The sequence below is a fragment of the Oleomonas cavernae genome, assembly GCF_003590945.1.
Taxonomy (GTDB): Bacteria; Pseudomonadota; Alphaproteobacteria; order Zavarziniales; family Zavarziniaceae; genus Zavarzinia; species Zavarzinia cavernae.
On the sequence record NZ_QYUK01000008.1, the window covers coordinates 395041 to 421915 of the forward strand.

Consider the following 26875-nt stretch of genomic DNA (forward strand, 5'->3'; position numbering starts at 1 on the left):
ATGGGTGCGCTGCGCGATTTCAAGGCCCTGTTCACCCGCCACGGCACGGGCGTCGGCATCTTCGTCGTGGTGGCGATCACCCTGTGGGTCTTCGTGCTGATCGTGCTGCCGCAATTGGCCATGGTCGACATGTCGTTCAGCCACAACCTGCCCCCGGCCGATCAGGGCGGGCCCAGGGACGTCTACACGCTGTCGAACTACGGCTATTTCGTGCAGGGCAACGACGGCAGCTTCAACAGCCTGCATGTCACGATCCTGGTCAAGACCGTGGTCGCCTCGGTCATCGTAACCTTCCTCGACCTGATCCTGTGCTACCCCATCGCCTATGTGCTGGCGCACGGTGCCAGCAAAAGCACGGCGCGCCTGATGATGATCGGCCTGATCGTGCCCTTCTGGGTGAACGAAGTCTTGCGCGCCTTCGCCTTCCGCATCCTGTTCGGCGCGACCGGCCTGGTGAACGGCCTGGGCCTGTCGCTGGGCCTGTGGGACCAGCCGGTCGACTTCATCCGTGAGGATGTCGCCCTCTATGCGGGCCTCACTTATGCCTACATCCTCCTGATGATCTTCCCGATCTACAACGCCGTGGAAGCACTCGACCGCAACCAGATCGAGGCGGCGCGCGACATGGGCGCCAGTTGGTGGCGCGTCCACTGGCGCATCGTCATCCCCATGGCCAAGCCGGGCATCGCCTCGGGCACCACCATGGTCTTCATGCTGACCACCGGCGCCCTGGCCGCGCCGCAGATCCTGGGCGGGCCGTCGAACCTGTGGTTCACCCAACTGGTCTACCAATGGTTCAACGATGCCGGCAACTGGCCGCGCGGTTCGGCCTATGCGGTGATCCTGGTCGCGGTCAGCATCCTGTTCACGCTGCTGATGATGCGGGTCTTCAAGGTCGGCATCGGGGCCATCGGCCGATGAGCAGCGGCATTGTCACCCGGGCCGGGACGGTCGCCTTCTGCCTGCTGTTCTTCGGCTTCCTGTTCGGGCCCCTGGTGATCATGGTGATCACCGCGTTCAATTCCTCGTCCTTCCCGCGCATCGTGCCGTGGGATTGCTTCACCACCGACTGGTTCGGCCGCCTGTCACGCGACCTGCTGCTGATGAAGGGCCTGGGCAATAGCTTGGCTATCGGCGCCGGCGTGGTGGTGGTCTCCACCCCCATTGGTCTCGCCGCGGCCCTGGCCTTGAGCGAGGTCGGGCCGAAGCTGAAGGGCCTGCTCTATACCGTGTTCATCTCGCCGATCCTGATGCCCGGCATCGTCATCGGCATTTCCACCCTGTTGTTCTGGGGCAGGATCGGCAGCGGTCTGGGCTTCGGCTTCGACTCGATCTTCTACAACGGCTTCTTCCTGACCATCCTGGGCCAGGTCTGCTTCATCGCCGCCTATTCGATGCTGGTGTTCCTGGCCCGGCTGCAGCGGTTCGACACCTCGCTAACCGAGGCGGCGCTGGACCTGGGTGCTACACCCGGCCAGGCGTTCCGCCGCATCCTGCTGCCCTTCCTGCGCCCGGCGATCTTCTCGGCCGCGATCCTCGCCTTCCTCGCCTCGCTCGAGAACTACAACACCACGGTCTTTGCCATCGTGGCCGAGAGTACCTTCACCACCGTCCTCGCCTCCAAGGTCCGGCTTGGTATCGATCCCTCCATCTCGGCGGTCGCGGTGGTGATCATCGCGATTACCCTGATCGGCGCCATCGTGCACGAGGTGCACCAGCGCCGTGCCGATACCCTGGCCCAAGGCGGCGCGGCGGCCAGGCGCATTCTCGAGAACCCTGTCGCCGCATTACTGCGCCACCCGGCGACGGTCGCCACCATCATGATCGCCTTGTTGGGCACCGCGGTCTGGTACGGCAGCCAGCATGATTCAAGGGCCTGCGAGAAAACGATCCTGGACGCCAAAATGCTGGAACAGCAGCGCCTGCAGGAGCAACAGCGCCAACCCGCGCCGGCCCCCGCCGCGCCCAGCGGGACCGCGCCTGCCCCCAGCACGCCCTTCGGCGGCGTGTTCACGCCCGACAACCTGGGCGGCCCCAAGCCCTAGGCTGCGGGTCGGTCGTGCGTCCTTCGAGACGGCCCTGCGGGCCTCCTCAGGATGAGGAGGTTTGTTGTGGCATATAGATTTTCCTCATCCTGAGGAGCCACCAAAGGTGGCGTCTCGAAGGACGCACCCCGCCGGCCCCCTGCACCCGGCGCAAAAGCCTCCGGCAACACGAACCCGTGACCTTGCGCCCGAACCGGCCCATCATGGCCCGGTTCGAGACGTCAGACAGAGCATCATGCCCGATACGGATAACCAACCCGCCCGACAGAAGGCAGGGGATGACGAGCAGGCCACCCTGCCCATGGCGCCGGCCGCACGGCGGCGGGCCTTTGCGGTCCTCACCATCTGCCTGATGTGTACCGGCTTCAGCCAGTCGGTCGTCTATGCCATCCTGCCGCCGATCGCCCGCGACCTGGGGCTGACGGAACTCCAGGTCGGCAGCATCTTCGTGCTGTCGTCCGCCTTCTGGGTGGTGACCACGCCCTGGTGGGGCCGGCGGTCCGATCATCTGGGCCGCCGCCGCACCATCCTGATCGGCCTGCTGGGCTTCACCCTGTCGATGCTGCTGTTCACCCTGGTGCTGCAGGCCGCGCGGGAGGGCTGGATCGCCGTGGCCCTTGCCTTTCCCCTGCTGGTCGCCGTCCGCTCGACCTATGGCCTGGTGGTCTCGGCCGCCTCGCCTTCCGCCCAGGCCTATGTCGCCGACCGCACCACGAGGACGGAGCGTACCCGCGCCATCGCATCTTTGGCCGCCGCCTTCGGCCTGGGTGCCACGCTGGGTCCCGGCCTCTCCGCCAGCCTCGTCGTCCTGGGCATTCTGGCCCCCTTCTACTTTACGGCCTTCCTGGGCCTGCTCAGTGTCCTGCTGGCCTGGAAGGCCTTGCCCGAACATGCGCCGCCGCAACCATCGAAGACCCGCATCCGCCTCAGCGTGTTCGACAGGCGCATCGTCTTGAACCTGGCCAACGGCGCGATCATCTCCTCCGCCCAGGCGGCGATGATCCAGACCGTCGCCTTCTACATGATGGACCGGCTGACCCTGCCGCTCGATTCCGCGGCGCAGTTCGCCGGCATCGGCCTGATGGCGGCCTCGCTTGCCGCCCTGTTCGGCCAGCTCGTCGTCGTGCATCGTTTCCGCATGTCGGCCCCGGTGCTGGAGCGGGTGGGCCTGGGTGTCAGCGCCGTCGCCTTCTTAGGATTGGCCTTCGCCTACGAACTTGGCCCCCTGGTGTTCGCGCTGACCATCATCGGCCTGGGCCAGGGCATGTCCCGGCCGGGCAATGTCGCCGTGGGCTCCCTGGTCGTGCAGCGTCACGAACAGGGTGCGGTCGCCGGCCTCAACAATGCCACGGCCGCCTTCGGCTTCCTGGTCATGCCCTTCATCGTCATGCCGGCCTACAAGATCAATCCCGCCCTGCCCTATTTCATCGGCGCCGGTCTGCTGGGCATGGGCCTGCTGATCTCCTTCCTCGATCCCAACACACGCAAGGCGCTGGCGGTCGGGCCCGACGGCTACGACACCGACGAAATGGACGACAACCTGCCGCCCATATGAATGCTTGAAATCAGCCGCCGCGCGCCCCAGTTTCGGCCTGGTTCGAACGAGAGGACAGGCGATGTTGGAACGGATGATCGAGCAGACGATTCTGGCCAGCCGGTGGCTTCTGGTGCCGTTGTACCTAGGGCTGGCCGCCATGCTCCTGGTCCTGATCTGGCAGTTCTATACCGACTTGTTCCATGTCGTGGGCAGCCTGGGCGCGGCCGATGATTCCGCGATCATCCTCGAGACCCTGGCCCTGATCGACCTGGTGCTGGTCGCCGGGCTGATCACCATGGTGGTGATCTCGTCCTATGAAAGCTTCGTCTCGAAGATCGACGTGAAGGAAGGCAGCGACACCCCGCCGCTGTTCGGCAAGCTCGATCCCGGCACCTTGAAGATCAAGCTGGGCGCCTCGATCGTCGCCATTTCCTCGATCCAGCTTTTGAAGGCCTTCGTCAGCGTCGAGAAATACACCTCGTCCGACCTCGCCTGGCTGATCGGCATCCACATGACCCTGGTGGTTTCCACCCTGCTGATGGCGATCATCGACAAGCTGACCTTCGCCAAGGCCCGCGACAAGGTGAAGGAAGCAGGCCTCAGCTCGTCCGGCCATTGAGGATGGCGAGCAGTTCGTCTTTCACGCCGTTCGCCCACAGGGGCTGGAAGTCGTGGTTGTTCACGGGCAGCGGGATGAAGCTCGCCGCCACGCCGCGGGCCTTCAGGCCGTCCACATAGCCGGTCACCGTGGCCGGCGCGGTCCAGCCGTCGCCCCGCCCGGTCATCGCCACCACGTCGGTCGCCGTCGCCACCCGGTCCAGATAGGCCATGGGCAGCAGGCTGCGGGTAAAGGCCGTCCGGTGGATCATCTGGTTCCACTTGACGATGTCGCAGGGGCACGAGATCAGCATCGCCACGTCGATCAGGCCGGGATGCCGGCCGATCACGATCGCCGTGGTCACCGCCCCGCCCGAATGGCCCAGCACGATCAGCCGCCGGGCCTTGTACTGGGTCTTGAGTTCGCGCAACGCCGTCGCCACCGCGTCGATATTCTCCGGCGTGTAGAGATCGACCCGGCCCCAGTTGCGGCCGTCCGAGACCTTGCCCGCGCCATCGCTGTACCCCGGGCGCAGCAGGGCGACTGCCACCACGTCCGGCTCGGCCGAGACCTGGGCGGCGATCGGGTAGAAATAGTCGACCGGGCCGCCCTGGCTGGAATCGCCGTGGATCATGACCACGAGCTGGGGCCGCGGGCCGACCTTGTCGGCGCCGAAGGTCTCTATCCCCAAGCACAGGCGCCCGGCGCGCAGCCATTCACGGCCGTCGCCCGAGGCGCAGGTGCCCGCCTCGCCGGCGTCTTCCGCGCGCGCCACGCCCAGCGCCGCCGTGAGGCACGCCCAAACGATCAGCACACTACGCAATAGCATCCAACGCCCCTCGGCCCCGACGGCAAGCCCGCATGATGAGCGAACTCGCCACCGCCGCCAAGGTTGGGTGCAGGGTGCTCAGGCCTTTATTGGCCCGATGTTGCGTTTGGACATCGCCCGGGCAAGGGCGAAGGCAACCAGCACGCCAGTGGCATAGCCGGCGATGACATCGGCCGCGAAGTGGTTCGCCATGACCATGCGCGCGGCGGCCGGCAGCACGGCCAGCGCCAGGAAGACGAAGCGCCAGCGCGGCCAGATCAGGCCCAGGGCCGCGGCGAAGGCGGCAATGGCCTGGGAGTGGCCCGACGGAAACGAATTCCAGTGGGCGTCGATATCGAAACCGTGGACGCCATAGGTGCCATCGGCGATCAGCAGCCGGGGCCGGGCCCGCGCCACCACCACCTTGACCACGTTGACGACCAGGCCGCCCAGGGCGACCGACCCCATCACAAAGGCTGCGCGCACCACCCAGTCGGCCCGGCGGCGCCAGGCCGCCACGACCAGCACCAGCCCGGCCACGGCAAACATCCAGCCCGACCGGCCGACCTCGTTGATGGCGGCGAAGGCCACCTTGTCCTGCGCGGGCAAGGCGAAGAACCACAGCGCCAGCGGCCGGTCCAGCCACAGCATCGCAGCGACGATGATCAGCGCCAGGGCCAGCGCCAGCCACCAGCGGCGGGCGGCGATGCCCACCGCCTCGACCAGCGCGTCGCCGGCAAGGTCCCAGATCAGCCGGACTGTGGCGGCGGCGCTCATGGCGCCACGGGGCCTCGCCGCAGAATGGCGATGTCGATCGGCTTGCCGCGCGACACGTTGACCCCGCGGACATGGGCGAGCTCCTGCACCGCCAGGCCGCCCAGGGCCGCGTCGAAGCCCGGCCTCGACCCTGCCTCGACAAGGGCGACGGCGCCCGGCGCGGCGGCAAACGCCGCCGCTGCCTCGGCCGGCGACAACAGGCGGATATCGGTCCTGGTCAGGAACACCAGGCTGGGCTCGCTGTAACCGCTGGAGACCAGCAGCGGCGCATCGGTCAGCCCCAGGCGATCCAGTTCCGCGGCGATTGCCGGGGCGGGCCACAGCACCGTCGCCCCCGGCAGGATCGTCGTGAAGGCCGCCGCATAGAGGGCACCGGCCCCGATCACCATGACCGCGATGGCCCGGCCAACGGCCGCCCGGCTGATCAGGACCAGGCTGGCCGTGACGGTCAGCAGGGCCACCACGACCGCAGCAAGGCCAGCGGTGCCGGCCCCGCCGGTGAAATACCATTCCAATCCGGCCAGCCCCAGCCCCAGGGCCACGCCCACCGCAGCGAACACGGCCAGCACGAACCGGCGCCAATGCCGGCCCAGGCGCGTCACCGGCTTGAAGGCTTCCAGCGCCGCGCCGGCCCCCAGCAGCAGGAAGGCCGGGAAATAGGGCATGGTGTAGTGGGGCAGCTTGGTCGGCACCAGCTCGAACAGGATGAACCCCGGCACGCCCCAGGCCAGGGCAAAGCGCACCCAGGGCCGGTGCCGATTGGCCCAGGCCCAGGGCAGGCTCAAGCCGAACAGCACCCCGCCCGGCCACAGCATCGCCGCCATGGTGACGAAGTAGTAGCCGGGCGGCGCGCCGTGGCTTTCCTCGCCGCCCAGCAGCTTGGGCACCAGGTCGCCGCCCACCGAGTTGGACAGGAAGGCGCCGTCGGTCTTCAGCGAGATGGCAATCAGCCAGGGCGCGGTGATCACGGCCAGGACCAGCAGGCCGGACAAGGGCCGCAGCGCCCGCAGGAAAGTGCCCACCCGGCCGCTGCGCCGATCGGCCAACGCCAGGGTCAGGACGGCGAGCCCCGCCACCAGGGGGGCGATCGGTCCCTTGATCAGCACGCCCAGGCCCAGGAAAGCCCAGCCCGCCAGGGCAGGCCACGGCGCCGTGCGCAGCCCCTGCGTGACCCGCTGATAGATCAGGCCGAAACAGCCCAGCGCGCCCACGACGGTCAACAGCAGCGTCGCATCGGTCTTGGCCAGGCGCGCCTCGATGTTCAACACCAGCGCCGCCGCCAACAGGGCAGCGGCGGCAAAGGCGACATCCTCGCCGGCAAAGCGCCGGGCCAGGCCATAGAGCAACAGGACCGCCAGCATCGATGCGATCATGGACGGCAGGCGATAGACCCAGATCGGGCTTGCCGCCCCCTCGCCCGTCACGGCGACAGCGGCCGCCTGCAGCCAGTAGATGCCGACCGGCTTCTTGTAGCGCGGCACATCCTGGAAGCGGATATCGACATAGTCGCCGGTCTCGACCATCTGCCGCGTCGCCTGGGCGAAACGCGACTCGTCCCGGTCGGTCGGCGGCAGGCTGGCGATGCCTGGCAGAAAGGTGCCCAGGCACAACAGCAGCAGGAGGAGAACCCGCGCCAGATGACCGCCGGGCAGGGGCATGATCCTAGTTGATCCCGCCGCCGTCGCGCAGACGGATGGGGAATTTGGAGCGGCGGTTCAGCCACCACACCCCGAACAGGTCGGTGATGCCGACCAGGGCGCGGTCGAAAGTGCCGTATTTGGAGGTGCCGGCATCGCGCGGGCGGTGGTTCACAGGGATCGGCAGCACCGTGGCCCCATGGCGCCGGGCCAGCGCCGGCAGGAAGCGGTGCATGTGATCGAAATGCGGGAATTCCAGGAACAGCGAGCGCCGGAACATCTTAACACCACAGCCGGTGTCCTTGACCCCGTCCTTCAGCATCTTGTTGCGCAGCCAGTTGGCGAAGCGCGAGGCATAGCGCTTCTGCCAGGGGTCGTTGCGCTTGATCCGCTCGCCGGCCAGCAGGTCGGGCTTTTGGGGGCCGTTCGCCGCCGCCCACAGGCTGGGCAGGTCGGCCGGATCGTTCTGCCGGTCGCCGTCCAGGGTGCCCACCCAAAGGCCGCGGGCGGCGAGCACGCCCGAGCGCACGCCCATGCTCTGGCCATAGCGCTGGGCATGGCGGACGATGCGCAATTCCGGCGCATCCGCCTGCCGCGCGGCCAGTTTGGCGGCGGTATCATCGTCCGAGCCGTCGTCGACGAAAATCACCTCGAAGGCGATCCCGACCGGGCGCAAGGCGGCGAGAACCTCGTCGAGCAGCGGCCCGACATTCTCGGACTCGTTCAGAACAGGGATGACGATGCTTAAGTCCATGGGGCCCATTTTCCCGGCCAAGTGCGCGAATGGCTTAGCCGGTCGGCGCCGCTTTGTCACCCGTCACAGCAGCAGGAGTGCCGCGAGCCCCAGGAATGCGAAGAAACCGACGACGTCGGTCACCGTGGTCACGAAGACACCCGAGGCGATCGCCGGGTCGATGCCGAAACGATCCAGCACCAGCGGGATCATGACCCCGGCGAGCGCGCCGGCGACCATGTTGATGATCATGGACATGGCGAAAACCAGGCCCAGTTCCCAATCGCCGAACCACAGAAAGCCGATGCCGCCGACGATCGCGGCAAAGACCACGCCGTTGATCGCCCCGACCAGGGCCTCCTTCAGGACCACCCGCCGGGCATTGGCGGTGGTCAATTCCTTAGTCGCCAGGGTGCGCACAGCGACCGTCAGGGTCTGGGTTGCGGCATTTCCGCCCATCGAGGCGACGATGGGCATCAGGATCGCCAGGGCCACGATCTTCTCGATCGCCGCATCGAACATGCCGATCACGGCCGAGGCCAGGATCGCGGTGCCCAAATTGACGAACAGCCAGGCAAAACGGGTACGGGTCGTGGTCCAGACCGTCTCCTGGATGTCGGTCTCGGCGACGCCGCCCAGCAGCATGGCGTCTTCCTCGACCTCGGCCTCGATGACGTCGGCGATGTCGTCGGCGGTGACGGCACCGGCCAGGCGGCCGTCGCGATCGACCACGGCGGCGCTGACCAGGCGGTATTGCTGGAACAGGAAGGCGACTTCCTCCTGGTCCATGTCGACCGGCACCAGGTGTTCGGCCGGTTCCATGATCATGCCGATGGGCAGGTCGGCATTGGTGCGCAGGATGCGGTCCAGCGGCACCGTGCCCACCGGCCGGCGATCGCCGTCGATGACCACGATCTCGTAGAAGCGATCGGGCAGGTCGGCCTCGCGCCGCAGGTATTGCAGCACCCGGCCCACGGTCCAGAAATCGGCCACGGCGACGACGTCGCGCTGCATCAGCCGGCCGGCGGACTCTTCCGGGTAGGACAGGCCCGATTGCAGCATCAGCCGGTCTTCGACCGACAATTCGGCCATGACCTCGCGCTGCTGCTCGTCGTCGGCCTCGTTCAGGACATAGACGGCATCGTCGGTGTCGAGCTGGGACAGGGCCTCGGCCGTGCCGCGCGGCCCGATCAGTTCCATGACCTCGGTCAGGACCGGGCCGTGCAGTTCCGAGAGCAGCTCCGGATCGAGATCGTCGCCCAGGGCGGCGATCAGGATGCGGCGCTGCTCGTGGCTCAACTGCTCGATAAGGTCGGCAAGGTCGGCGACATGCAGGCGGTCGACGGCGGCGCGCAGGGCATTGGTGTCTTCCGCCTCGACGGCGGCGACGATTTCGCCCCGGACGGCCTCGTCGAGGCCGACGGCGGTATCTTCAACCGGCTCGCGCAGTTGCGGTTCGACCATGGTGCCTCACGAAAACGGCGACCCGGGTGGACTTGCCGCAATGCAGTGCGAATGCGGCCGGACCCACCCGAGTTCCGCGACATTAAAGCAAAAACGCCCGAAGCGCGGGGCTTCGGGCGTTTTGACTTTGGTGCGGTCGAGAAGACTCGAACTTCCACGGGTGTTACCCCACAAGCACCTCAAGCTTGCGCGTCTACCATTCCGCCACGACCGCATCCGGGCAGGCGCGGGTGGTAGCAAATTCGCTCTGGACAGGCAAGCTTTAGTTCGCCACGCACTCGAAGCTGACGAGGCGCTTGCCGTCAATTTCACCCACGCTCACGAGGCGGGTCCCGCGGCTGAACTGGGCGCAGTGAACCTGGGCCTGCTTGGTGGCTTCGGCCAGTTCATCGACATCGTCGTCGATGGTCACGACATAGCTTTGCGGGGTGGCGGCCATCGGCGGCGGTTTGCCGCCGCAGCCTGCGAGGACGACGGCAGAAACGGCGAAGGGGGCAAGCAACAGGGCTCGAGATCGCATGCGAATATCTCCAGGTACGCCCAACCCCATGGAGCTAACGCCGCCTAAGCGCTTGTGTTCCCAACAGCCTGCGCCCAGGCGCCATTGAGGCGCCGCGGAGCTTTAGCGCAGCGAGCCAAGGGGCCGCATGGCCCCGCCCGGCGCCTGAGGGGCCCCTTAAATACCCGAGCCGTCGATTTCCAGGTGGATGCCACATTCCTTCTTGTCGGTCCCCGACCAGCGGCCGTCGCGATAGTCGCCGCCGGGGATGACGCGGTCGGTGCAGGGCATGCAGCCGATCGAGAGGTAGCCGTCCTCGACCAGCGGATGGGCCGGCAGGTTGTGGGCGACGCGGTAAGCTTCCAGCGCCTCGGCGTCCCACGAGATCAGCGGGTTGATCTTCACCTTGCCGTCGCCGGCCTCGATGGTCGGCAGCAGGGCGCGCTCGTTGGTCTGGAAGCGCTTGCGGCCGGTGATCCAGGCGTCGAATTCGCCAAGCGCGCGGGCCAGCGGCTCGACCTTGCGCAGGCGGCAGCAGGCATTGGGATTGTCGCGCCACAGCACGCCGTCGGGATCGCGGGCGTCGACCTCCACCGGGTCGGGCTCGATCGAGCGGACATCGGTCAGGCCCAGCATCTTCACCAAGCGATCGCGGTGGCGCAGGGTCTCGCCGAACAGCTTGCCGGTGTCGAGGAAGACCACGGGTACGGTCCGGTCGACCTTGGAGATGAGGTGGAGCAGCACCGCCGATTCGGCCCCGAAGGACGAGACCAGAGCGATGCGGCCGCGGAACTCGAGCTGGGTCATGACCTTCAGCAGCCCCTCGCCCTCCAGCGGACCGTAGAGGTTGCGAAGCGCCGCCGCATGATCGCGCGCCCATTGCTTGGCGTCGGCGTTCAAGGCGTTCATGACAACCATTCCTTTTCGTCCATCAATGCTTCGGACCGCCGCGAAACCTCGCCGGGGGTCAATCCCTGTTCACGCCACCCCGCCGTGCCGCCGCCAGCTCTTCCAGCCGCTGCGTCCATTCCGGGCCGAACTTGGCCTCGAGATGGCGCCGCAACCGGCGTGCCAGCGCCGGGCTCTTGCCGGCGGTCGATACGGCGATGGTGAGATCGCCCCGGCGCACCAGCGCCGGCAAATGGACGTCGCACAACGCCACGACATCCTCCACATTCACTAACGCGCCCACGGCCTTCGCGGTTGCAGCAATTTTCGCCGCGACATCGAACGGCAGCCCGGCGACCACCACGAGACGCACGTCTTTCAGTGCCGCCTCGTCCGGCAGGCTGGCCCGCAACCGAGACCCGGCCGCCGCCGCCAATGCCGCATCCGCTTCCAGCGCGAACACCGTGACACTTGTCGCCCCCGCCTCATCGAGCAGCGACAGACGCTTGAGAACGACCTCGCCCCGGCCGACCAGCGCCACGGCAAGCCGCGACATATCCAGGGCGATCGGGAGCATTACCGCGCTACCACACTAATCCTGGTGACCATTTCCGAGGCCTTACACGAACAAGAGTGCAAGACGGCCATGACACCACACCTCGTACACAATGAAGGTTGGGGACCATATGGGAATTCCCATTAATGACGCAATGCAGAATTTGATCACCGCAGTATTACACCTGCCATTTGTTTTTACGAGATATTAAGGCCGCCAGATCACGCTGAAACCAGGAGGCCGACCATGATCGAGCTTGCGACCACCGTTATGGCGATGAAGCAGTATCAGACGCAGAGCGAGCTTTCCGTCGCGTTTGCCCGGCAAAATGCCGATTTCCAGCGCCAAACCGTGGCCGCCCTGATCGAAACCTTGAAGACCACGCCATCGCCGCCGCCGGGCATGGGCAGTGCCGTCGACGTCAAGGTGTGACCCTTCGCGCCCGTGCGATCAGCTTTACCGATGTAATAGGGTCGCCTCAGACATGCCGCCGCCGCATGGACGCGCGGCAGCCTCAGCGTGGCCGGCCGATCAGCAGCTCGGTCACCGAGACGGCGATGCGGTCACCGGAGATGACGATTTCGCCCCGGGCGATGGGCCGGCCGTTGGCCAGGATCATCACCGGCTGGTCTTCCTTGCCGTCGAGTTCGATCACCGCGCCGCGGCCCATTTTCAGCAATTGGTTGATGGGCATGGTGGATTGGCCCAGCACCACCGATATGTCGATGAAGACGTCCCCGACTGCCGTCACAGCGCGTTTCTCCGCTTGTCCAGCCTCGAAGATCGCGTATCTAGCTTAGCGTCTGGTTAACGGAAGCCTTTGAAATGAGCCTGTCAGCCGCTCCGAGCCGCCCCATCGACTGGCTGGTCAGCCCGGCCCTGGTCGACTATCCCACCGCCCTGGCGACCATGGAGGCACGGGTCGAGGCGATCCGGGCCGGCACCGCGGCCGAATTGATCTGGCTGGTCGAACATCCGCCGCTCTACACCGCCGGGACCAGCGCGGCGGCGGAGGAACTGCTCAGCCCCGATCGTTTTCCCGTCTATGACGCCGGCCGCGGCGGCCGGTTCACCTATCACGGGCCGGGCCAGCGGGTGGTCTATGTCATGCTGGACCTGACCCGCGACGAGCGCGACCTGCGTGCCTTCGTCTGCAAGCTGGAAAAATGGATGATCGCGGCGCTGGCCCGCTTCAACGTCAAGGGCGAGATGCGCGACGGCCGCGTCGGCGTCTGGGTCGTGCGCAACGACGGCGGGCCGATGCCGCGCGAAGACAAGATCGGCGCCATCGGCGTGCGCGTGCGCCGCTGGGTGACCTTTCACGGCCTGTCCTTGAACGTCGAACCCGACCTTACGCATTTCGACGGCATCGTGCCCTGCGGCATCAGCCAGCACGGCGTCACCTCGCTGGTCGACCTGGGGCTGCCGGTGACCATGGCCGATGTCGATGTCGCCCTGGCCGAGACCTTCGAGGAGATCTTCGGGCTGAGCCCGACGCGCTGATACCTCAGGGCACCACGGGCGCGGCCGGCGCCGCGGCCGGGCTCGATTCGGTCGGGGGTTCGGGTTCGCCGGGCTTGAGCACCCGGTCGACGATCAGATGGCTGACCGAGATCGCAGCTCCCTTGCCGTCGGTATCCGGCAGGATCAGCACCCGCACCGCCTTGCCCACCGCATCCGCCGGGACCGGCACGCCAAAGCCGTAGCTTTCATAGCTGGAGGCGACTAGCGGGAACCGGTGCCAGCCCTTGAAGCCGCCGTCGATCGACAGCGACATGGCAAAGGTCGTGGCCGGCCGGGCGCGGTCCGCCCGGGCCCAGACCGTGATCCAGGCAATGCCGCCGGCCAGGCGGCGGACGATATTGGGCGGAATCTCGACCATCGCCGCGGCCGAAACCTCGTCGCCCGGCGGCGGCACCGCGCCGACCAGGCGCATGGCATAACCCATCTCTTCCCGCGACGGCTCGGCCAGCGGGCCGCCGGACACGGTGTGGATGGGGGTGCGGGCAGCCTCGACGGGCAGCAGCGGGATCACCACCAGGCGCTCGACGCCATCGTTGGAGATCTCGCCGGCCGGGCGCACGGATACCGGCGCGCTCGCCGCATAGGCGCGGGCGATGCGTTCGGTCGAAAGATCGTAGCCGATCGCGCCGATCACCGTCGCCGCCGCGATCACCCCCACCGCCCATGTCAGAAATCGATACATCGAGGCTCCACGGCCGCCACCCGCCGTATGTCGCAATTGCCCTTGCCCGCGTCAACCCGACCGTCGCAAGTGGGTTCCCTGCGTTCTGCGCGCGCCAGGATTAATTTTACGCGGCCGGTGCGGTCCCCGTCACCTCTCCCGCGCGGCCAGGATCTCGTCCGTATGCTGGCCCAGGCGGGGCGACGGCCGGTCCAGGACCAGCGGGCTGCGCGACATGACGATGGGGGTCCGAACCCCCGGCACGCTTCCCGCCTCCAGCGGCAGGGTCAATTGCATTTCGCGGTGAACCACCTGGGGATCGGCAAAGACCTGGGCCACCGTGTTGATCGGCCCGGCGGGGACGCCGGCCTGTTCGAGGGCCGCGAGCAGGTCGTCGCGGGCGAAAGCCGCAATAGGCGCGGCCATGGCGGCGATCAGTGCCGAGCGGTTGGCGATGCGGTCGCGGTTGGTGCGATAGCGCGCATCGTCCGCCAGGGCGGGCAGGCCGATGACCTGACAGCAGCGGCGGAACTGCCCGTCATTGCCCACCGCGATGATCAGGTGACCGTCGGCCACGGCGAAGACCTGATAGGGCACGATATTAGGGTGAGCGTTGCCGAGCCGGCGCGGGCTGGTACCCGAGACCAGGAAGTTCAAGGCCTGGTTGGCCAGCACGCCGACCTGGGTATCGAGCAGGGCCAGGTCCAGATGCTGGCCCAGGCCCGAGCGCTGCCGCTCGATCAGGGCCGCCTGGATCGCGATCACGCCGTAGAGCCCGGTGAACAGGTCGACATGGGCGACGCCGATCTTCTGCGGCTCGCCCGCCGGGTCGCCGGTCAGGTCCATGATGCCGCCCAGGCCCTGGATCATGAAGTCGTAGCCGGCGCGGGCGGCGTAAGGCCCGGTCTGGCCGAAGCCGGTGATCGAGCAATAGACCAGGCGCGGGTTGATCGCCTGCAGCGAGGCATAGTCGAGGCCGTATTTGGCCAGGCCGCCGACCTTGAAGTTCTCGATCAGCACGTCGGCGCCGCGCACCAGATCGCGCACCACCGCCTGGCCCTGCGCCGTTGCGATATCGACGGCGATCGACCGCTTGCCCCGGTTGCAGGCATGGAAATAGGCGGCCCCCAGGGAATTGCCGTCCGCGTCGGTGACGAAGGGCGGGCCCCAGCCGCGGGTGTCGTCGCCCTCGCCCGGCTTCTCCACCTTGATCACGTCGGCCCCCAGGTCGGCCAGCACCTGCCCCGCCCACGGCCCGGCCAGGATGCGCGCCAGTTCGATCACCTTGAGGCCGGCCAGGGGTGGTTGGGACATTCTTGATTACTCCGCCGAAAGCCCTCTCCGCCCTTCAGGGGGAGAGGGTTGGGTGAGGTGGGTGGTCGGCATGAGACACGATCCATCCCACCGACCACCTCACCCTTCCCATTGCTGGCGCAATGGGCCCCTTCCCTCTCCCCCGCAAGCGGCGGAGAGGGAGATTTCAGAAAAACGCCTGGAGGCCGGTCTGCGCCCGGCCCAGGATCAGGGCGTGGACGTCATGGGTGCCTTCGTAGGTGTTCACGGTTTCCAGGTTCATGGCATGGCGGATGACATGGTATTCGCCCGAGATGCCGTTGCCGCCGTGCATGTCGCGGGCGACCCGGGCGATATCCAGGGCCTTGCCGCAATTGTTGCGCTTCATCAACGAGATCGCCTCGGGCAGGACCTTGCCCTCGTCCATCAGGCGGCCAACGCGCAGCGAACCCTGCAGGCCGAGCGTGATTTCGGTCTGCATGTCCGCGAGCTTCTTCTGCACGAGCTGGGTCTGGGCCAGGGGCCGGCCGAACTGCTTGCGGTCCAGGGTATATTGCCGGGCCGCGTGCCAGCAGGCTTCCGCGGCGCCCATGGCGCCCCAGGAAATGCCGTAACGCGCGCGGTTCAGGCAGCCGAACGGCCCGCCCAGGCCCGAGGCGTTGGGCAGCAGGTTTTCTTCCGGCACCACCACGCCGTCCAGCACGATCTCGCCGGTGATCGAGGCGCGCAGGGAGAGCTTGCCTTCGATCTTGGGCGTCGAGAAGCCCTTCATGCCGCGTTCGACGATGAAGCCGCGGATGGCGTTGTCATGGGCTTCCGACTTGGCCCAGACCACGGCGAGGTCGGCGATCGGCGAATTGGTGATCCACATCTTGGCGCCGTTCAGCAGGTAACCATCGGCGACCTTGGTCGCGCGGGTGCGCATGCCGCCGGGATCGGAGCCGTGGTCGGGCTCGGTCAGGCCGAAGCAGCCGATCCATTCGCCGGTCGCGAGCTTGGGCAGATAGGCCTTGCGCTGGCGCTCGTCGCCATAGGCATGGATCGGGTGCATGACCAGGGACGACTGCACGCTCATGGCCGAGCGATAGCCGGAATCGACCCGCTCCACCTCCCGCGCCGCCAGGCCGTAGGCGACATAGGAGGCATCGGCGCCGCCGTATTCGCTGGGGATGGTCGAGCCGAGGAAGCCCAACTCGCCCATCTCGTTCATGATCTCGCGATCGAAGCGCTCTTGCGCGAAGGCCGAGACGACGCGGGGCAGCAGTTTGTCCTGGGCATAGGCGCGAACCGAATCGCGCACCAGGCGCTCGTCCTCGGACAATTGCTCCTCGAGCAGGAACGGGTCCTCCCAGACGAAGGCCGCCTTGGCTTTTGCTGCACTCATTGCTCGCTCCCGATGATCCGCGCGTATGGCCCGTGAACATGCGCCGTCGCCCAGTCTCGGGCAATCGATGATCGCGTATCAAGTTCATGCGGACTGGTAATGAACCTGGTCGACTCGCCCCGGCGAATTTGCCAAAATCCGCCAATACAAGATGAGCTGAGCGCATGACTCATGGCCTGGGCCGCCGCCTGATTCCGCCGCTGGGGCTGCTCGTCGCCTTCGAGGCGGCGGCGCGCCTGGGCAGTTTCACCAGGGCCGCGGCCGAATTGAACCTGACCCAGGGGGCGATCAGCCGGCAGGTGAAGGACCTGGAGGAACGCCTGGGCCTGGCCCTGTTCGAGCGGGTGCGCCAGCGCGTGGCGCTGACCCCGGCCGGCCGCTTCTATGCTGACAGCCTGCGCGAGACGCTGTCGCGCTTCGCCACCGCCACGGCCCAGACCATCGCCTTCAAGGGCCGCGGCGGCACCCTGGACCTGGCGATCCTGCCCACCTTCGGCACCCGCTGGCTGATCCCGCGCCTGCCGGACTTCTTTGCCCGCCACCGCGACGTGACCATCCGCTTTGCCACCCGCCTGCGGCCCTTCGATTTCGCCCGGGAGGGGCTGGATGCCGCGATCCATTTCGGCGACGACTTTTGGCCGGGCGCCACCCTGCACCGCCTGATGGGCGAGGTGCTGGTGCCGGTGGCAGCCCCCGCCCTGGTGAAGCGGGAGAGGCTGGCCGCCCCGGCCGACCTGCGCCGCGCCACCCTGCTGATCCAGGCGACGCGGCCCAAGGCCTGGCCCGAGTGGTTCGCCGCCAACGACCTGGGCCCGGTGGGCGACCAGCCGACCTTGAGCTTCGAGCAGTTCGCCATGGTGCTGCAGGCGGCGGTGGCCGAACTGGGCGTGGCCATGGTGCCGCGCCTGCTGGTGGCGGAGGAGTTGGCGCGGGGCGAGTTGCAGGTGCTGTTCGGCACGGCAGTGACGAGTACGCAGGGCTATTTCCTGGCCTATCCCACCGAAAAGAGCGCCCTGCCGCCCCTGGCCGCCTTCCGCGACTGGCTGCTGGAGAAGGTGGCGACGGAAACGCTCTAAGTTCGGATCAGAAGTCCCAGGGCGAGATCAGGGCAAGCCCCGTCGTGCTGAAATCCCCTGCGTTGCGGGTGGCCAGGCGCCCGCCGTTGACCCTGGCAATGGCGGCGATCATCCCGTCAGGGGCAGACATGCCGCGGCCCTGCCGGGCGGCCGTTCCCATGATCTGGCCATAGGCCAGGGCCGCCTCTTCCGTCAGGCCGAAGATCCGGTCGGCAAAACGGCGGCGCCACTGGGCAAGGCCCAGGTCCAGCCGCGCAGCACGCTGATCGGGCCTGATTTTCGCAATGCCGAAGGCGATCTCGCCGATGGTCACGGTCGGCAGGGCAAGTTCGGCATCGTGGCGGACGAGCCAAGCGGTCACCGCCGGATCCGGCACCTTTCGCAGCGTCTCCGATACCACGTTGGTGTCGAGAAAAATCATAGATCCGGCCCCGGATTCGGACGCCGCGACTGGCGGATGACCGTTTCCAGGTCGAGATCGGTGCCGGCATCGGCCGACAGCCGGGCATAGAAGTCGGCAGCCGGCTCGCGCCCTGCCTCGCGGATTTCATAGGCCTCCAAGGCACGCTCGACGATGTCGGCGATCGAGCGCTTCTCGCGCCGCGCGAGGCGGTGGGCCAGATCGCGCGCCTTGGCACTGCGAACGGAAAGCTGCGGTTCGGCCATGGCGTATCTCCTTGTCGTCAGAAATATAGATCGGATGCCGCTAGCCATCAAGATGGCAGGTGATGGCTTGCCAGCAACGGATCAAGCCTTCTCCAGCCCGCACCAGCCGGCCATGAACACCGCCAGCACCTGGGCGACCTCAAGCATCGAGTCGATCGAGACCCATTCGTCAAGGCCGTGGTAGTTGCAGGCGACCGGGCCATAGCAGGTGGCGGGCGTATCGCCGTAGAGCACGAAGAAGCGGGCATCGGTGGTGGCGGTCGAGGCCTGGAATTCGATCGGCGCGTTGGTCACCAGGCGGTGGGCATCGGCCAGGCCCATCATCAGGGGCGCGTCGGGATCGATCACGCAGCCTTCGGCCTGGAAGCCCTTGTAACTGACGGTGACCCGCGCGCCCTTCAACTCGACCCGCTCGCGCACGGCGGTGTCGATGGTTGCCTGGATCGCCCGCTTCACCGCCGGGATGGTCATGCCGGGATAGAAGCCGACGCGGACATCGATCGAGGCCGCGCAAGGCACCGACGAGGCCCATTCGCCGCCCGAGACGCGCCCCAAATTGAAGTTCACCGGATGGGCATGGTCCTGGTAGCAGGCATGGCGGGACGAGGCCCGGTTCCACATCGCCTCCAGCCCGCGCAAGCTGTCGAACAGGGCATGGGCCGCCTCGATCGCGTTGATGCCGGCCGCGGTATCCTGGACATGGGCCGGCTTGCCCACCAGGTCGATGGTCAGCCACATCACGCCCAGTTGCGCCACCATCAGGGTCTGGTTGAAGGGTTCGGGGATGATCGCGGCATCGGCCCGGTAGCCGCGGGCCAGGCAGGCCAGCGCGCCGTTGCCGGTACACTCCTCCTCGATCACCGATTGCATGATGACCGGGGCGGCCGGCCGGTAACCCAGCGCGCCCAGCGCCTCGAAGGCCAGGCAATAGGCAACGATGCCGGCCTTCATGTCGCCGGCCCCGCGGCCGTAGACCTTGCCGTCCTCGAGGCGGGGGGCAAAGGGCGGCGTGGTCCACAGCGCGGCCGGGCCGGTCGGCACGACATCGATGTGACCATTGAGGATCAGGGAGCGGCCACCGCCGCCGCCCTTGGGCCGGTGCAAGCCGACGACATTCTGCCGCCCGGTGTAATTGTCGATTACTGGCGGCGAGAACCCAGGCAGGTGGCGGATCGCCTCAAGGTCGATCTCGAAGCGTTCGACGTCCAGCCCCAGGTGCTCGAAGGCATCGGCCATGCGGTCCTGGGCGCCCTGCTCCTGGCCCAGCAGGCTGTCCTCGCGCACCAGGTCGCACAGGAAATCGACGGCCCCCGTCTCCATCGCCTTGACCGCATCGCGGATCTCGCCGGCGAGGCCCCTCTCGATCGTCATGGAAGTCTCCCGGCCGCTCAGTCGATCATTTTCATCCGTATAACATGAGCGACGGCCTGGATCCGGGAATAGACGCCCAGCTTCTTCTTCACCTGCAGGATGTTCCACGACACCGTGGCCGCCGAGATCGACAGGATCTGGCCGATTTCCTCGTCCGTCTTGCCTTCCGAGGCCCACATGATGCAGGACTGCTCGCGCACCGACAGGGCCGGGCCGCTCCAGGCATCGGTCTTGTTCAGCGCTTCCGACAGGCGCTCGTGCGCCCACAGCGCGCCGATGCGCAACAGGCGCCGGACGCTGGGCGACTTCAGGTCGCCCTCGCCGGCCACGCTGAGCAGGAAGACCCGGCCCTTGGGGCCATGGACCGGCATGGTCATGCCGTCGGGCAGCCCGGCGTTGGCCGCTTCCTTCATGATGCGAAAACCCACGGTTTTCTTGGACAGCGCCTTTTCGACCTTGAGGTCGGACCAGGCGAAGGCATGGGACAGGGTGCGCCCGGCCTTCACCACCGGATCGTGGCGCAGGAAATCGCGGCCGAAATAATAATCCAGCCACCCGCCGGGGTAGCGAAAGAAAGTCTCGTTCGCGGGGGCCGCGTCCGGCCCGCTGACCAAGGGGCCACAGGACACCCAGGGCAGGTCCAAACGGCGCCCGAGATCGCCGAAACCTTCGAAAATCTCGGCTGGCGTGGTCAGCGCGTCGAAACGCTCAATGACCTCGATCAGTTCCTTCTGCAGGCCCGGCAATGTCATTGCGCCCCCTGGCGTCGGCGTGCCGCAGCTCGGAGAGGAGGACCAGGCTGTCGGCAAGCAGGCTCTTAGCGTATTCGTAGCCTCCTTCTAAATAAAGCCCCCTGGTGACGCGGATCAATTCCGCCTCGAGGCCCTGCTCGGGTCGAGCCGTATTGCTGTCGGGCATCGGCGCTTATCCCCTTTAAAACTCGACTACCCGTCATCATGGCAGGTTGCCGGGCCGCCTTGGCCCCCATCCCGGCGATGGGCTACAAGTTTTCCGCCATCCGGGTGTGATTACCCCTGTTACGCAGGGGGGCACCATGATCGACCTTGTCGGGCCTTGGAATCACGCCGAATCCGGCCGTTTGCTGCACGCCATGCACGCCATGCGGCACCAGGTCTTCGTCGCCGAGAAGCACTGGTCCTTGCCGGTGCCCGCGGCGCAGGAAGGGCTGGAGGCCGACCAGTTCGACGGCCCGGCCACCGTCTATTTGATCCGGCGCGACGAGACCGGCGCCGTCATCGCCAGCATGCGCATGCTGGCCACCACCGCGCCCCATACCCTGACCCACGTCTTCCGCCACCTGGTCACCGCCGCCCTGCCCACCGGGCCCGGCGTCTGGGAATCCTCGCGCGGCTGCGTGCGGGCCGATCATCGCAACGCGCTGGACCGCCGGGGCCATCCGGCCGGCGACGTGCTGTGCGCCATGCTCGAGCTCGCCCTGCTGCGCGAGGTGCATACCATAACCTTTGTCGTTACCCAGCGGGTGTGGGAGATGTTCTCCGCCCTGGGCTGGACCATGGAGCGCCTGGGCGACAGCGATGTTCTCGACGGCGAAGTGACGTTCCCCGGCCTCGTCCGGGTCAATCTTGCGACATTGAAGCGCACCAGGGCCGCCTTCGCCATCAGCGAGCCCCTGCTGCGCATCGGAGGCGGTTATGCAGATGCAGCCTGAACCCCGGCGCCCTTCGCCCTTCGGGCAGCCGGCCGTCTATTCGCCCGCCTGGCCGGGGGTGGAGCGCCTGGCCGATACGCTGGCCGACACGATCGAACGCTGGGAACAGCTCGACGCCGATTTCAAGGACGGCCTGCTGGGCTCGCCGCCGTTCGCCCAGGTTCTGCGCAACCTGATGATCCGCCAGCATTTCCCCGAGTTCGCGCCGCTCACCCGCGACGATGCCCTGGCCATCGCCGCCCATCTGTGGCTGCTGGTGCCGGCCGACGGCCGCTCCACCATCGTAACCAGGCTCGACGCCACCGGCTCGCTGGTCGCCGGTTCGCTGGGCCGGCGCCTGTGGTTCGGCGACTTCATGGCCGGGCAGATGGTGACCGTGTCACGCCTCGACGATGTCTTCCGCCTGTTCGCGGACAAGGCGCCGATCGCCCTGATCCGCAAGGCCGAACTGCTGCACGGCTTCCGCGAGGAACCGTCGCTGTTCATCGACGGCTTCATGGTGCTGCCGCTGGAACCCAGGCCGGCTCAGGCCTCCTCGGCCCCCAGCGCCAGGAAGGCCGCCCCGTCGATCTGATGGATCCGCTCGGCGGTTGAATGGTGCAGGCCGACGCGGGCATAGAAGCCCTGCGCCGCGACATTGTCCGCCTGCACCGACAGGCGCAGATAGGCCCCGCCCCGCGCCGCGACGAGGGCCGCGGTGCGGGCCAGCAGGCGCCGCCCCAGGCCGGTGCCACGCTGGCCGGGATCGACGAACAGATCCTGGACATAGGCGCCCGGCCGGCCCCGCCAGGTCGAGAACGACGGGAAGAACAGGCACAGCCCCACCGCCCGCCCGCCGGCCTGCGCAATCAATGCCTCGAACGCCGGCCGCGGCCCGAAGCCGTGGCGGCGGATGTCATCGGGCGTGCTCGTGATCTTGTGCGCCTCCCCCTGCGCCGCGCCGATCCCGACGATCATCGCGTGGATGGCGGGAACATCGTCGACGGTGGCGAGGCGGATGATGATGTCGCTCATCTTACCCTCACCGCCGCGTGGGCGAGGAGAGGGCCATGCCCCACCGCGTCATCCCGGCGAAGGCCGGGATCCATGCCGATGCGAGGGGTGGTGCCCCCGGTTGCATCACCCCGGCCGTGCCATGGATTCCGGCCTTCGCCGGAATGACGAGGAAGGTCGCCATCGCCCTCACCCGTTCACCGGCAGGTGCAGTTCCGCCGCCAGCGCGTCCAGAGTCGCCACCAATATCTCCATGATCTCGTCGATCTGGGCCTCGGTGATGATCATCGGCGGGCAGACCAGGAAATGGTCGCCCTCCACCCCGCCGCGGGTGCGCCGGGAATAGATGATCAGGCCGCGCTCATAGGCGAGGTCCACCACCCGCTGATAGGCGTTCAATTCCTTGGGCAGGGGCGCCATGGTTTCCACATCGGCGACGAATTCCGCCGCCAGCAGCAGGCCCTTGCCGCGCACATCGCCGATGAAGGGAAAGCGCGCCTTCAACCCCTCCAGCCGACTTTTAAGGATCGCCCCCATGCGCGCGGCATTGCCCACCAGGTCGTGGGCGGCGATCTCGTCGAGCACGGCGAGGCCCGCGGCACAGGCCAGCGGGTTGCCGGCATAGGTATGGCCATGCTGGAAGCCGCCGGCATCCAGCACCGGCTGCACCATCCAGTCGGGCGCCGCCATGGCGCCCAGCGGGCAATAGCCCGAGGCAAAGCCCTTGGACAGCGCCACCAGGTCGGGCGAGGCCGGCCAGTGCTCCGCCCCCAGGAACTTGCCCGTGCGCCCGGCACCGCTCATCACCTCGTCATAGATCAGGATGATCTTGTAACGATCGCAGATCTCGCGGATGCGCGGGTAATAGCTGTCGGGCGCCACCAGGGCGCCGGTGGAGGCGCCGCCGATCGGCTCCATGATGAAGGCCAGCACGCTGTCCGGCCCCTGGGCCAGGATCTCGGCCTCCAGCAGGTCGGCATAGCGCCGGCCCCGTTCGGGCATCGAAAGCCCGTCGCGGTCGAGATAGGCGGTGGGGGCGGCGATCTTCGGCATCTCGCGCATCATCGGCGCGAAGGGCTGGGTGAGCGCATCATAACCGGTGACGGCCAGGGCGCCCAAGGTGCTGCCGTGATAGGACGGGAAGCGGGAGATCACTTTCCACCGCCCGCCCTGCCCCGTGGCCAGCGCATATTGCCGGGCCAGCTTCAGGCAGGACTCGACCGCCTCGGACCCGCCGGAGACGAAGAAGATCCGCTCCAGCCCCGGCGGCATCAGGGCGGCGGTGCGCGCCGCCAGGTCCTCGGCCGCGTCGTTTTCGAAATGCAGGCGATAGGCGAAGGTGACCTTCTCCATCTGCCGGCGCATGGCATCCAGCACATAAGGGTTCGAATGCCCGATATTGACCACCATGGCCCCGCTGGAACCATCGATCTGCCGCCGCCCGTCCTGATCCCACAGATAGATCCCCTCTGCCCGATCGACCGCCGGGCGGCGCAGGCGCGACTGATAGAAGAGGTGAGACGGGCGACGATTGGAACCGTGATCGGAGGGCATAAGCGAACCTCTGGGGCCTTGGCGAGGCAGCTTAGGGGAGGTTGGGGGCGGGGGATAGGTGGTGCACGCTTGCGTGAAAGGCCTTGCCGGATCTCACAACCTCTTGCACTCTGTCACGAGAACAAATATGGAACATTTACCGGTGGTTTCATCGTTCGCGAACTCGGCGCTAAGCTGACTTGGCCTGCGCATGATTCGGGGGATCTCAATGGGGACCAGGCGATCGGTCAAAGCGCGGCCCGCCAATCTCAACGTGGCGTCGGTAGAGGTTGCGCGCGTCGAACTCGGCCGCATGCGGCTGCTGGCGCGGGCTTGGGCCGAAACAATTCCCGAAGCGCAAAGGGTGGGTCAGGCCGTGACCTTTGCCCGCCGCGCCCTGGAGGCCCTTGCCGCCGAAGCGGCACCGCTGCTGGTACTCGGTACACCACTCGCCGCCCCGCGAGGCTCGCTCGATCCGGCCGCCCTGCGGCTGGCGGCGGGGATCGGGACGGCGGCCGCGGCCCTGCCCGTCATCGAAGGGCTTCACCTCGTCACCGGCCTGTACCCCGCCCTGTTGCCGGGCAACACGCGCAGCGCCCTGGGCGCCTTCTACACGCCGCCGGCCCTGACGCAACGCCTGCTGGACCAGGTGACGGCGGAAGGCCTCGACTGGCGCACCGCGCGGATCCTGGACCCCGCCGCGGGCGGCGGCGCCTTCCTGTTTCAGGCTGCTCAACGCCTGCGCGCAGCCCTGGGGCCGTGTGAGCCTGCTTTCGCCATCCAACAGATCGCCGCCCGCCTGCTGGGCCTGGAATTGGACCCTCATGCGGCGGGGCTGGCCCAGGGAGCCCTGGAAATCCTGCTCGCGGACCTGACCGTGGCGGCCGGGCGGCCGGCGCCGGTGCTGGTCCGGGTCTGCGATGCCTTGGAGGAGCCGCCCGGCGAGAGCTTCGACCTCGTGGTCGGCAACCCGCCCTATGGCCGCGTCACGCTGACGCCCGATCAACGCCGCCGCTATGCGCGCAGCCTTTACGGTCACGCCAATCTGTATGGGGTTTTCACCGACATCGCCCTGCGCTGGGCCAAGGCGGACGGTTTCATCGCCTATCTGACGCCGACCAGCTTTCTGGCCGGGCAATATTATGCCGCCCTGCGCCGCCTGCTCGCCGGCCAGGCCCCGCCCGTCGCCATCGACTTCGTCCACGCGCGCCGGGGCGTGTTCGAGGATGTGCTTCAGGAAACCATGCTGGCGATCTACCGCAAAGGCGCCGGCCCGCGCCGCGCCCAGGTGCACTACCTGCATGTCACCACTGAGAGCGAGGCCCAGGTAACCAGGAACGGCACCATCGGCATACCCGCCGACGGTGCCGCGCCCTGGTTGGCGCCGCGGGACCCGGCGCACAGCGCGTTGATCGCCCGCGTGGAGTTGATGCCGGCGCGCCTGGCGGATTGGGGCTATGGCGTCTCCACCGGCCCGCTGGTGTGGAACCGCTTCAAACCCCAACTGCGCGACAGGCCCGGCGGCAAGGCGACCTTTCCCCTGATCTGGGCCGAGGCGGTAACGGCTGATGGTCAATTCATTTTCCGCGCGCAGAAGCGCAACCACGCCCCTTACTTCAAGCTGGAGGCCGGCGACGAATGGCTGCTGGTCGATCGCCCCTGCGTCCTGCTCCAACGCACGACGGCGAAGGAACAGGCGCGCCGGCTGATCGCTGCGGAACTGCCTGCGGACTTCATCCAGGCCCATGGCGGCGTGGTGGTCGAAAATCACCTCAACATGATCCGCCCGTCGGGCAAGCCTGAAGTTCCGCCGGCCGTGGTCGCCGCGATTCTCAACAGCCGGATCGTGGACCAGGTGTTCCGGTGCATGAACGGCAGCGTCGCCGTCTCCGCCTTCGAGCTGGAATCCCTCCCCCTGCCCGACCTGGCAGACCTGGCAATCCTGCGTAAACTGGTCGCCGCGGGTGCCACCCAGGACCGCATCGAGGCGGAGTGCCACCGGCTCTACGGCGGCGAGGCGGGATGACCCTGCTGCCACCCTATGCATCACGCGAGCTGGTGGCCGGGCGCCTGCCGTTGATTTTCCCACACGGCACGCCGCACCGGACTTATTGTGTCCGTGAATTGGCGGCCAGCACGGTGTTCACGGCCCTCTATATCGGGGCCGTGGAAGGCGCCGATCGCTACCTCGGGCCGGTGCATGTCTATCGCATGACCGGCGAGCAGGCAGCAAAATCCGCAGATTCTGAACGCCTCGCCTATGCCGATGCAGTGCTCAGGAAAGGCGGGCAGATCGAGGGCAAGCGCTGGTACGCCGACAACACACGCGAGCCGATCCGCGATGAAACCCTGCGCGACGGCCTGGTGGCGGTGGGCGCCGTGACACGGCGCGAAGACCTGCCGACGACCTCCGGCCTGCCGCGCTATGCCCTGAAGCGCGGCTTCGCCGCCCTGTTCGATCCCGCCCTGACGGGTGACCAACTCGAGCAGGCAATCGGCGAATTTCAGGCAATGCATCTCAGCAAGAATGCCCTGGCCCGGGTGAACATCATTCGCGCCGGGGCCGCCGCCCGCGACACGGGCGTGCTCGTCACCTTCCCCAATGGCGAAACCCGGCAACTTGCACCGGGGCCGAGTTCCTTCATCACCAAGGCGGTGGTCGAGGTCTTCGCCAAAACCTTCCTCACGCAGCCGGCGATCCTGTGGCTGAGCGAGAGCGGCAACAAGGTGGTGCTGCGCGACGAGAAGATCGCCGCCGCCATCGGCCTGAAGATCGAGGCCGACAAGAACCTGCCCGACCTGATCCTGGCCGACCTCGGCACCCGGGACACGCTGATCGTCTTCGTCGAAGTGGTCGCGACCGACGGCGCCATGACCGCGAGGCGCCAGGAAGCGCTCTATGCCCTCACCGATGCCGCCGGCTTCGACCGCAAGCACATCGCCTTCCTGACCGCCTATCAGGACCGCGAATCCGCCGGCTTCAAGAAAACCGTCGCCCAACTCGCCTGGGGCTCGTTCGCCTGGTTCGCCTCGGAACCCGACCACATCATCGCGCTACGCGATGGCGGCGCGAGCCCGGTGCCTCTATCGGCATTGACCGGCCCCGCTTGCGCCGGGCGGTAGAGTTTCCTACCGTGGCGAC

The 26875-nt window shown here is 67.4% G+C and carries 30 protein-coding genes and 1 tRNA gene; 11 read left to right on the plus strand and 20 right to left on the minus strand.

Annotation, left to right across the window (positions count from 1 at the left end; genetic code table 11):
* From D3874_RS02145 to D3874_RS02160, 4 genes are all read left to right on the plus strand, one after another.
* On the plus strand, positions 1–921 hold the full coding sequence (locus D3874_RS02145; protein ID WP_119775949.1) for an ABC transporter permease: 921 nt from the start codon (positions 1–3) through the stop codon (positions 919–921).
* Entirely contained in the window at positions 918–2045 is a 1128-nt protein-coding gene (locus D3874_RS02150; protein WP_119775951.1) for an ABC transporter permease, read from the plus strand. The genes D3874_RS02145 and D3874_RS02150 overlap by 4 nt, the downstream gene beginning before the upstream one ends.
* Before the next feature lie 235 nt (positions 2046–2280).
* The gene (locus D3874_RS02155; RefSeq protein WP_119775954.1) at positions 2281–3600 is read left to right on the plus strand and encodes an MFS transporter; all 1320 of its coding nucleotides are present in this window, start codon (positions 2281–2283) and stop codon (positions 3598–3600) included.
* Between the two features lie 61 nt (positions 3601–3661).
* Positions 3662–4201 (plus strand): TIGR00645 family protein, encoded by a 540-nt coding sequence (locus D3874_RS02160; RefSeq protein ID WP_119775957.1) that lies wholly within the window; start codon positions 3662–3664, stop codon positions 4199–4201.
* Here the strand turns inward: D3874_RS02160 and D3874_RS02165 are convergent.
* The 9 genes from D3874_RS02165 to D3874_RS02205 form a co-directional block, all read right to left on the minus strand.
* Positions 4182–5009 (minus strand): alpha/beta hydrolase family protein, encoded by an 828-nt coding sequence (locus tag D3874_RS02165; protein WP_147385486.1) that lies wholly within the window; start codon positions 5007–5009, stop codon positions 4182–4184. The two genes, D3874_RS02160 and D3874_RS02165, sit on opposite strands and share 20 nt — an antisense overlap.
* A 78-nt stretch (positions 5010–5087) precedes the next feature.
* Positions 5088–5765 (minus strand): phosphatase PAP2 family protein, encoded by a 678-nt coding sequence (locus D3874_RS28310; protein ID WP_158595783.1) that lies wholly within the window; start codon positions 5763–5765, stop codon positions 5088–5090.
* A complete protein-coding gene (locus D3874_RS02175; protein WP_119775961.1) occupies positions 5762–7423 on the minus strand; it encodes an ArnT family glycosyltransferase in 1662 nt (553 codons plus the stop codon). The genes D3874_RS28310 and D3874_RS02175 overlap by 4 nt, the downstream gene beginning before the upstream one ends.
* Before the next feature lie 4 nt (positions 7424–7427).
* Complete coding sequence (locus tag D3874_RS02180) at positions 7428–8156, minus strand: glycosyltransferase family 2 protein (RefSeq protein ID WP_233559792.1); 729 nt, start codon at positions 8154–8156, stop codon at positions 7428–7430.
* 63 nt (positions 8157–8219) lie between these two features.
* Positions 8220–9599 carry a magnesium transporter gene (mgtE, locus tag D3874_RS02185; protein WP_119775965.1) on the minus strand — a complete coding sequence of 460 codons (1380 nt, stop codon included), beginning with the start codon at positions 9597–9599 and terminating at the stop codon, positions 8220–8222.
* Positions 9600–9727: 128 nt separating this feature from the next.
* Positions 9728–9813: transfer RNA gene (locus D3874_RS02190), tRNA-Leu, on the minus strand.
* 48 nt (positions 9814–9861) lie between these two features.
* Positions 9862–10119, minus strand: coding sequence for a hypothetical protein (locus D3874_RS02195; RefSeq protein ID WP_147385487.1), 258 nt, complete (start codon positions 10117–10119; stop codon positions 9862–9864).
* Positions 10120–10275: 156 nt separating this feature from the next.
* Positions 10276–11007: a phosphoadenylyl-sulfate reductase gene (locus tag D3874_RS02200; protein WP_119776680.1), complete on the minus strand. Its 732-nt coding sequence runs from the start codon at positions 11005–11007 to the stop codon at positions 10276–10278.
* Between the two features lie 58 nt (positions 11008–11065).
* A complete protein-coding gene (locus D3874_RS02205) occupies positions 11066–11563 on the minus strand; it encodes a precorrin-2 dehydrogenase/sirohydrochlorin ferrochelatase family protein (protein WP_119775970.1) in 498 nt (165 codons plus the stop codon).
* Between the two features lie 225 nt (positions 11564–11788).
* Between D3874_RS02205 and D3874_RS02210 the strand changes: the two genes are divergently transcribed.
* Positions 11789–11974: a putative motility protein gene (locus D3874_RS02210; protein WP_119775972.1), complete on the plus strand. Its 186-nt coding sequence runs from the start codon at positions 11789–11791 to the stop codon at positions 11972–11974.
* Between the two features lie 82 nt (positions 11975–12056).
* Here the strand turns inward: D3874_RS02210 and D3874_RS02215 are convergent, their stop codons facing one another.
* Complete coding sequence (locus D3874_RS02215; protein ID WP_119775975.1) at positions 12057–12293, minus strand: FliM/FliN family flagellar motor switch protein; 237 nt, start codon at positions 12291–12293, stop codon at positions 12057–12059.
* A 74-nt stretch (positions 12294–12367) separates the two neighbouring features.
* Here D3874_RS02215 and lipB point away from each other — a divergent pair, with 74 nt between their 5' ends.
* Positions 12368–13045: a lipoyl(octanoyl) transferase LipB gene (gene lipB, locus D3874_RS02220; RefSeq protein WP_119775977.1), complete on the plus strand. Its 678-nt coding sequence runs from the start codon at positions 12368–12370 to the stop codon at positions 13043–13045.
* Between the two features lie 4 nt (positions 13046–13049).
* Here the strand turns inward: lipB and D3874_RS02225 are convergent, their stop codons facing one another.
* From D3874_RS02225 to D3874_RS02235, 3 genes are all read right to left on the minus strand, one after another.
* Positions 13050–13748, minus strand: a complete 699-nt coding sequence (locus tag D3874_RS02225; RefSeq protein ID WP_119775979.1) for a hypothetical protein — start codon at positions 13746–13748, stop codon at positions 13050–13052.
* Between the two features lie 129 nt (positions 13749–13877).
* Complete coding sequence (locus tag D3874_RS02230; protein WP_119775981.1) at positions 13878–15041, minus strand: CaiB/BaiF CoA transferase family protein; 1164 nt, start codon at positions 15039–15041, stop codon at positions 13878–13880.
* A gap of 166 nt (positions 15042–15207) precedes the next feature.
* Complete coding sequence (locus D3874_RS02235) at positions 15208–16404, minus strand: acyl-CoA dehydrogenase (RefSeq protein WP_119775984.1); 1197 nt, start codon at positions 16402–16404, stop codon at positions 15208–15210.
* A 164-nt stretch (positions 16405–16568) separates the two neighbouring features.
* On the opposite strand from D3874_RS02235, the gene D3874_RS02240 reads away from it, so the two are divergent.
* On the plus strand, positions 16569–17480 hold the full coding sequence (locus tag D3874_RS02240; RefSeq protein WP_119775986.1) for a LysR substrate-binding domain-containing protein: 912 nt from the start codon (positions 16569–16571) through the stop codon (positions 17478–17480).
* 7 nt (positions 17481–17487) lie between these two features.
* Here D3874_RS02240 and D3874_RS02245 read toward each other — a convergent pair whose 3' ends face one another.
* The 5 genes from D3874_RS02245 to D3874_RS28315 all read right to left on the minus strand — a co-directional run bounded on the left by D3874_RS02245 (position 17488) and on the right by D3874_RS28315 (position 20435).
* Complete coding sequence (locus tag D3874_RS02245) at positions 17488–17901, minus strand: type II toxin-antitoxin system VapC family toxin (protein ID WP_119775989.1); 414 nt, start codon at positions 17899–17901, stop codon at positions 17488–17490.
* Positions 17898–18146, minus strand: a complete 249-nt coding sequence (locus D3874_RS02250; RefSeq protein WP_119775991.1) for a type II toxin-antitoxin system VapB family antitoxin — start codon at positions 18144–18146, stop codon at positions 17898–17900. The genes D3874_RS02245 and D3874_RS02250 overlap by 4 nt, the downstream gene beginning before the upstream one ends.
* 81 nt (positions 18147–18227) lie before the next feature.
* Entirely contained in the window at positions 18228–19517 is a 1290-nt protein-coding gene (locus D3874_RS02255) for a M20 family metallopeptidase (RefSeq protein WP_119775993.1), read from the minus strand.
* A 17-nt stretch (positions 19518–19534) separates the two neighbouring features.
* The gene (locus D3874_RS02260) at positions 19535–20269 is read right to left on the minus strand and encodes a helix-turn-helix transcriptional regulator (RefSeq protein WP_119775995.1); all 735 of its coding nucleotides are present in this window, start codon (positions 20267–20269) and stop codon (positions 19535–19537) included.
* On the minus strand, positions 20226–20435 hold the full coding sequence (locus tag D3874_RS28315) for a hypothetical protein (RefSeq protein WP_158595784.1): 210 nt from the start codon (positions 20433–20435) through the stop codon (positions 20226–20228). Before D3874_RS28315 ends, D3874_RS02260 begins: the two co-directional genes overlap by 44 nt.
* Positions 20436–20571: 136 nt before the next feature.
* Here D3874_RS28315 and D3874_RS02265 point away from each other — a divergent pair, with 136 nt between their 5' ends.
* Both D3874_RS02265 and D3874_RS02270 read left to right on the plus strand, forming a co-directional pair.
* Positions 20572–21207: an acyl-homoserine-lactone synthase gene (locus D3874_RS02265; RefSeq protein WP_119775998.1), complete on the plus strand. Its 636-nt coding sequence runs from the start codon at positions 20572–20574 to the stop codon at positions 21205–21207.
* Positions 21197–21781, plus strand: coding sequence for a hypothetical protein (locus tag D3874_RS02270; protein ID WP_147385488.1), 585 nt, complete (start codon positions 21197–21199; stop codon positions 21779–21781). Before D3874_RS02265 ends, D3874_RS02270 begins: the two co-directional genes overlap by 11 nt.
* Here D3874_RS02270 and D3874_RS02275 read toward each other — a convergent pair.
* Together D3874_RS02275 and D3874_RS02280 are read right to left on the minus strand one after the other, a co-directional pair.
* Positions 21733–22221, minus strand: a complete 489-nt coding sequence (locus D3874_RS02275) for a GNAT family N-acetyltransferase (protein ID WP_119776002.1) — start codon at positions 22219–22221, stop codon at positions 21733–21735. The two genes, D3874_RS02270 and D3874_RS02275, sit on opposite strands and share 49 nt — an antisense overlap.
* A 168-nt stretch (positions 22222–22389) precedes the next feature.
* Positions 22390–23754, minus strand: a complete 1365-nt coding sequence (locus D3874_RS02280) for an aminotransferase family protein (RefSeq protein ID WP_119776005.1) — start codon at positions 23752–23754, stop codon at positions 22390–22392.
* A gap of 355 nt (positions 23755–24109) precedes the next feature.
* Between D3874_RS02280 and D3874_RS02285 the strand changes: the two genes are divergently transcribed.
* Together D3874_RS02285 and D3874_RS02290 are read left to right on the plus strand one after the other, a co-directional pair.
* Positions 24110–25759 (plus strand): HsdM family class I SAM-dependent methyltransferase, encoded by a 1650-nt coding sequence (locus D3874_RS02285; protein WP_233559794.1) that lies wholly within the window; start codon positions 24110–24112, stop codon positions 25757–25759.
* The gene (locus D3874_RS02290; protein ID WP_119776011.1) at positions 25756–26856 is read left to right on the plus strand and encodes a BsuBI/PstI family type II restriction endonuclease; all 1101 of its coding nucleotides are present in this window, start codon (positions 25756–25758) and stop codon (positions 26854–26856) included. The genes D3874_RS02285 and D3874_RS02290 overlap by 4 nt, the downstream gene beginning before the upstream one ends.
* Positions 26857–26875: the final 19 nt, after the last annotated feature.

What these genes read in the sequence shown, in the direction of transcription:
- D3874_RS02165 (WP_147385486.1), bottom strand. Translation starts at nt 5,009, where the DNA reads ATGCTATTGCGTAGTGTGCTGATCGTTTGGGCGTGCCTCACGGCGGCG.
- D3874_RS02155 (WP_119775954.1), top strand. Translation starts at nt 2,281, where the DNA reads ATGCCCGATACGGATAACCAACCCGCCCGACAGAAGGCAGGGGATGAC.
- D3874_RS02205 (WP_119775970.1), bottom strand. Translation starts at nt 11,563, where the DNA reads ATGCTCCCGATCGCCCTGGATATGTCGCGGCTTGCCGTGGCGCTGGTC.
- D3874_RS02245 (WP_119775989.1), bottom strand. Translation starts at nt 17,901, where the DNA reads ATGATTTTTCTCGACACCAACGTGGTATCGGAGACGCTGCGAAAGGTG.
- D3874_RS02230 (WP_119775981.1), bottom strand. Translation starts at nt 15,041, where the DNA reads ATGTCCCAACCACCCCTGGCCGGCCTCAAGGTGATCGAACTGGCGCGC.
- D3874_RS02180 (WP_233559792.1), bottom strand. Translation starts at nt 8,156, where the DNA reads ATGGACTTAAGCATCGTCATCCCTGTTCTGAACGAGTCCGAGAATGTC.
- D3874_RS02275 (WP_119776002.1), bottom strand. Translation starts at nt 22,221, where the DNA reads ATGAGCGACATCATCATCCGCCTCGCCACCGTCGACGATGTTCCCGCC.
- D3874_RS02240 (WP_119775986.1), top strand. Translation starts at nt 16,569, where the DNA reads ATGACTCATGGCCTGGGCCGCCGCCTGATTCCGCCGCTGGGGCTGCTC.
- D3874_RS02210 (WP_119775972.1), top strand. Translation starts at nt 11,789, where the DNA reads ATGATCGAGCTTGCGACCACCGTTATGGCGATGAAGCAGTATCAGACG.
- mgtE (WP_119775965.1), bottom strand. Translation starts at nt 9,599, where the DNA reads ATGGTCGAACCGCAACTGCGCGAGCCGGTTGAAGATACCGCCGTCGGC.
- D3874_RS02255 (WP_119775993.1), bottom strand. Translation starts at nt 19,517, where the DNA reads ATGACGATCGAGAGGGGCCTCGCCGGCGAGATCCGCGATGCGGTCAAG.
- D3874_RS02200 (WP_119776680.1), bottom strand. Translation starts at nt 11,007, where the DNA reads ATGAACGCCTTGAACGCCGACGCCAAGCAATGGGCGCGCGATCATGCG.
- D3874_RS28310 (WP_158595783.1), bottom strand. Translation starts at nt 5,765, where the DNA reads ATGAGCGCCGCCGCCACAGTCCGGCTGATCTGGGACCTTGCCGGCGAC.
- D3874_RS02195 (WP_147385487.1), bottom strand. Translation starts at nt 10,119, where the DNA reads ATGCGATCTCGAGCCCTGTTGCTTGCCCCCTTCGCCGTTTCTGCCGTC.
- D3874_RS02270 (WP_147385488.1), top strand. Translation starts at nt 21,197, where the DNA reads ATGCAGCCTGAACCCCGGCGCCCTTCGCCCTTCGGGCAGCCGGCCGTC.
- D3874_RS02250 (WP_119775991.1), bottom strand. Translation starts at nt 18,146, where the DNA reads ATGGCCGAACCGCAGCTTTCCGTTCGCAGTGCCAAGGCGCGCGATCTG.
- D3874_RS02235 (WP_119775984.1), bottom strand. Translation starts at nt 16,404, where the DNA reads ATGAGTGCAGCAAAAGCCAAGGCGGCCTTCGTCTGGGAGGACCCGTTC.
- D3874_RS02260 (WP_119775995.1), bottom strand. Translation starts at nt 20,269, where the DNA reads ATGACATTGCCGGGCCTGCAGAAGGAACTGATCGAGGTCATTGAGCGT.
- D3874_RS28315 (WP_158595784.1), bottom strand. Translation starts at nt 20,435, where the DNA reads ATGCCCGACAGCAATACGGCTCGACCCGAGCAGGGCCTCGAGGCGGAA.
- D3874_RS02175 (WP_119775961.1), bottom strand. Translation starts at nt 7,423, where the DNA reads ATGCCCCTGCCCGGCGGTCATCTGGCGCGGGTTCTCCTCCTGCTGCTG.
- D3874_RS02225 (WP_119775979.1), bottom strand. Translation starts at nt 13,748, where the DNA reads ATGTATCGATTTCTGACATGGGCGGTGGGGGTGATCGCGGCGGCGACG.
- D3874_RS02280 (WP_119776005.1), bottom strand. Translation starts at nt 23,754, where the DNA reads ATGCCCTCCGATCACGGTTCCAATCGTCGCCCGTCTCACCTCTTCTAT.
- D3874_RS02145 (WP_119775949.1), top strand. Translation starts at nt 1, where the DNA reads ATGGGTGCGCTGCGCGATTTCAAGGCCCTGTTCACCCGCCACGGCACG.
- lipB (WP_119775977.1), top strand. Translation starts at nt 12,368, where the DNA reads ATGAGCCTGTCAGCCGCTCCGAGCCGCCCCATCGACTGGCTGGTCAGC.
- D3874_RS02160 (WP_119775957.1), top strand. Translation starts at nt 3,662, where the DNA reads ATGTTGGAACGGATGATCGAGCAGACGATTCTGGCCAGCCGGTGGCTT.
- D3874_RS02150 (WP_119775951.1), top strand. Translation starts at nt 918, where the DNA reads ATGAGCAGCGGCATTGTCACCCGGGCCGGGACGGTCGCCTTCTGCCTG.
- D3874_RS02290 (WP_119776011.1), top strand. Translation starts at nt 25,756, where the DNA reads ATGACCCTGCTGCCACCCTATGCATCACGCGAGCTGGTGGCCGGGCGC.
- D3874_RS02265 (WP_119775998.1), top strand. Translation starts at nt 20,572, where the DNA reads ATGATCGACCTTGTCGGGCCTTGGAATCACGCCGAATCCGGCCGTTTG.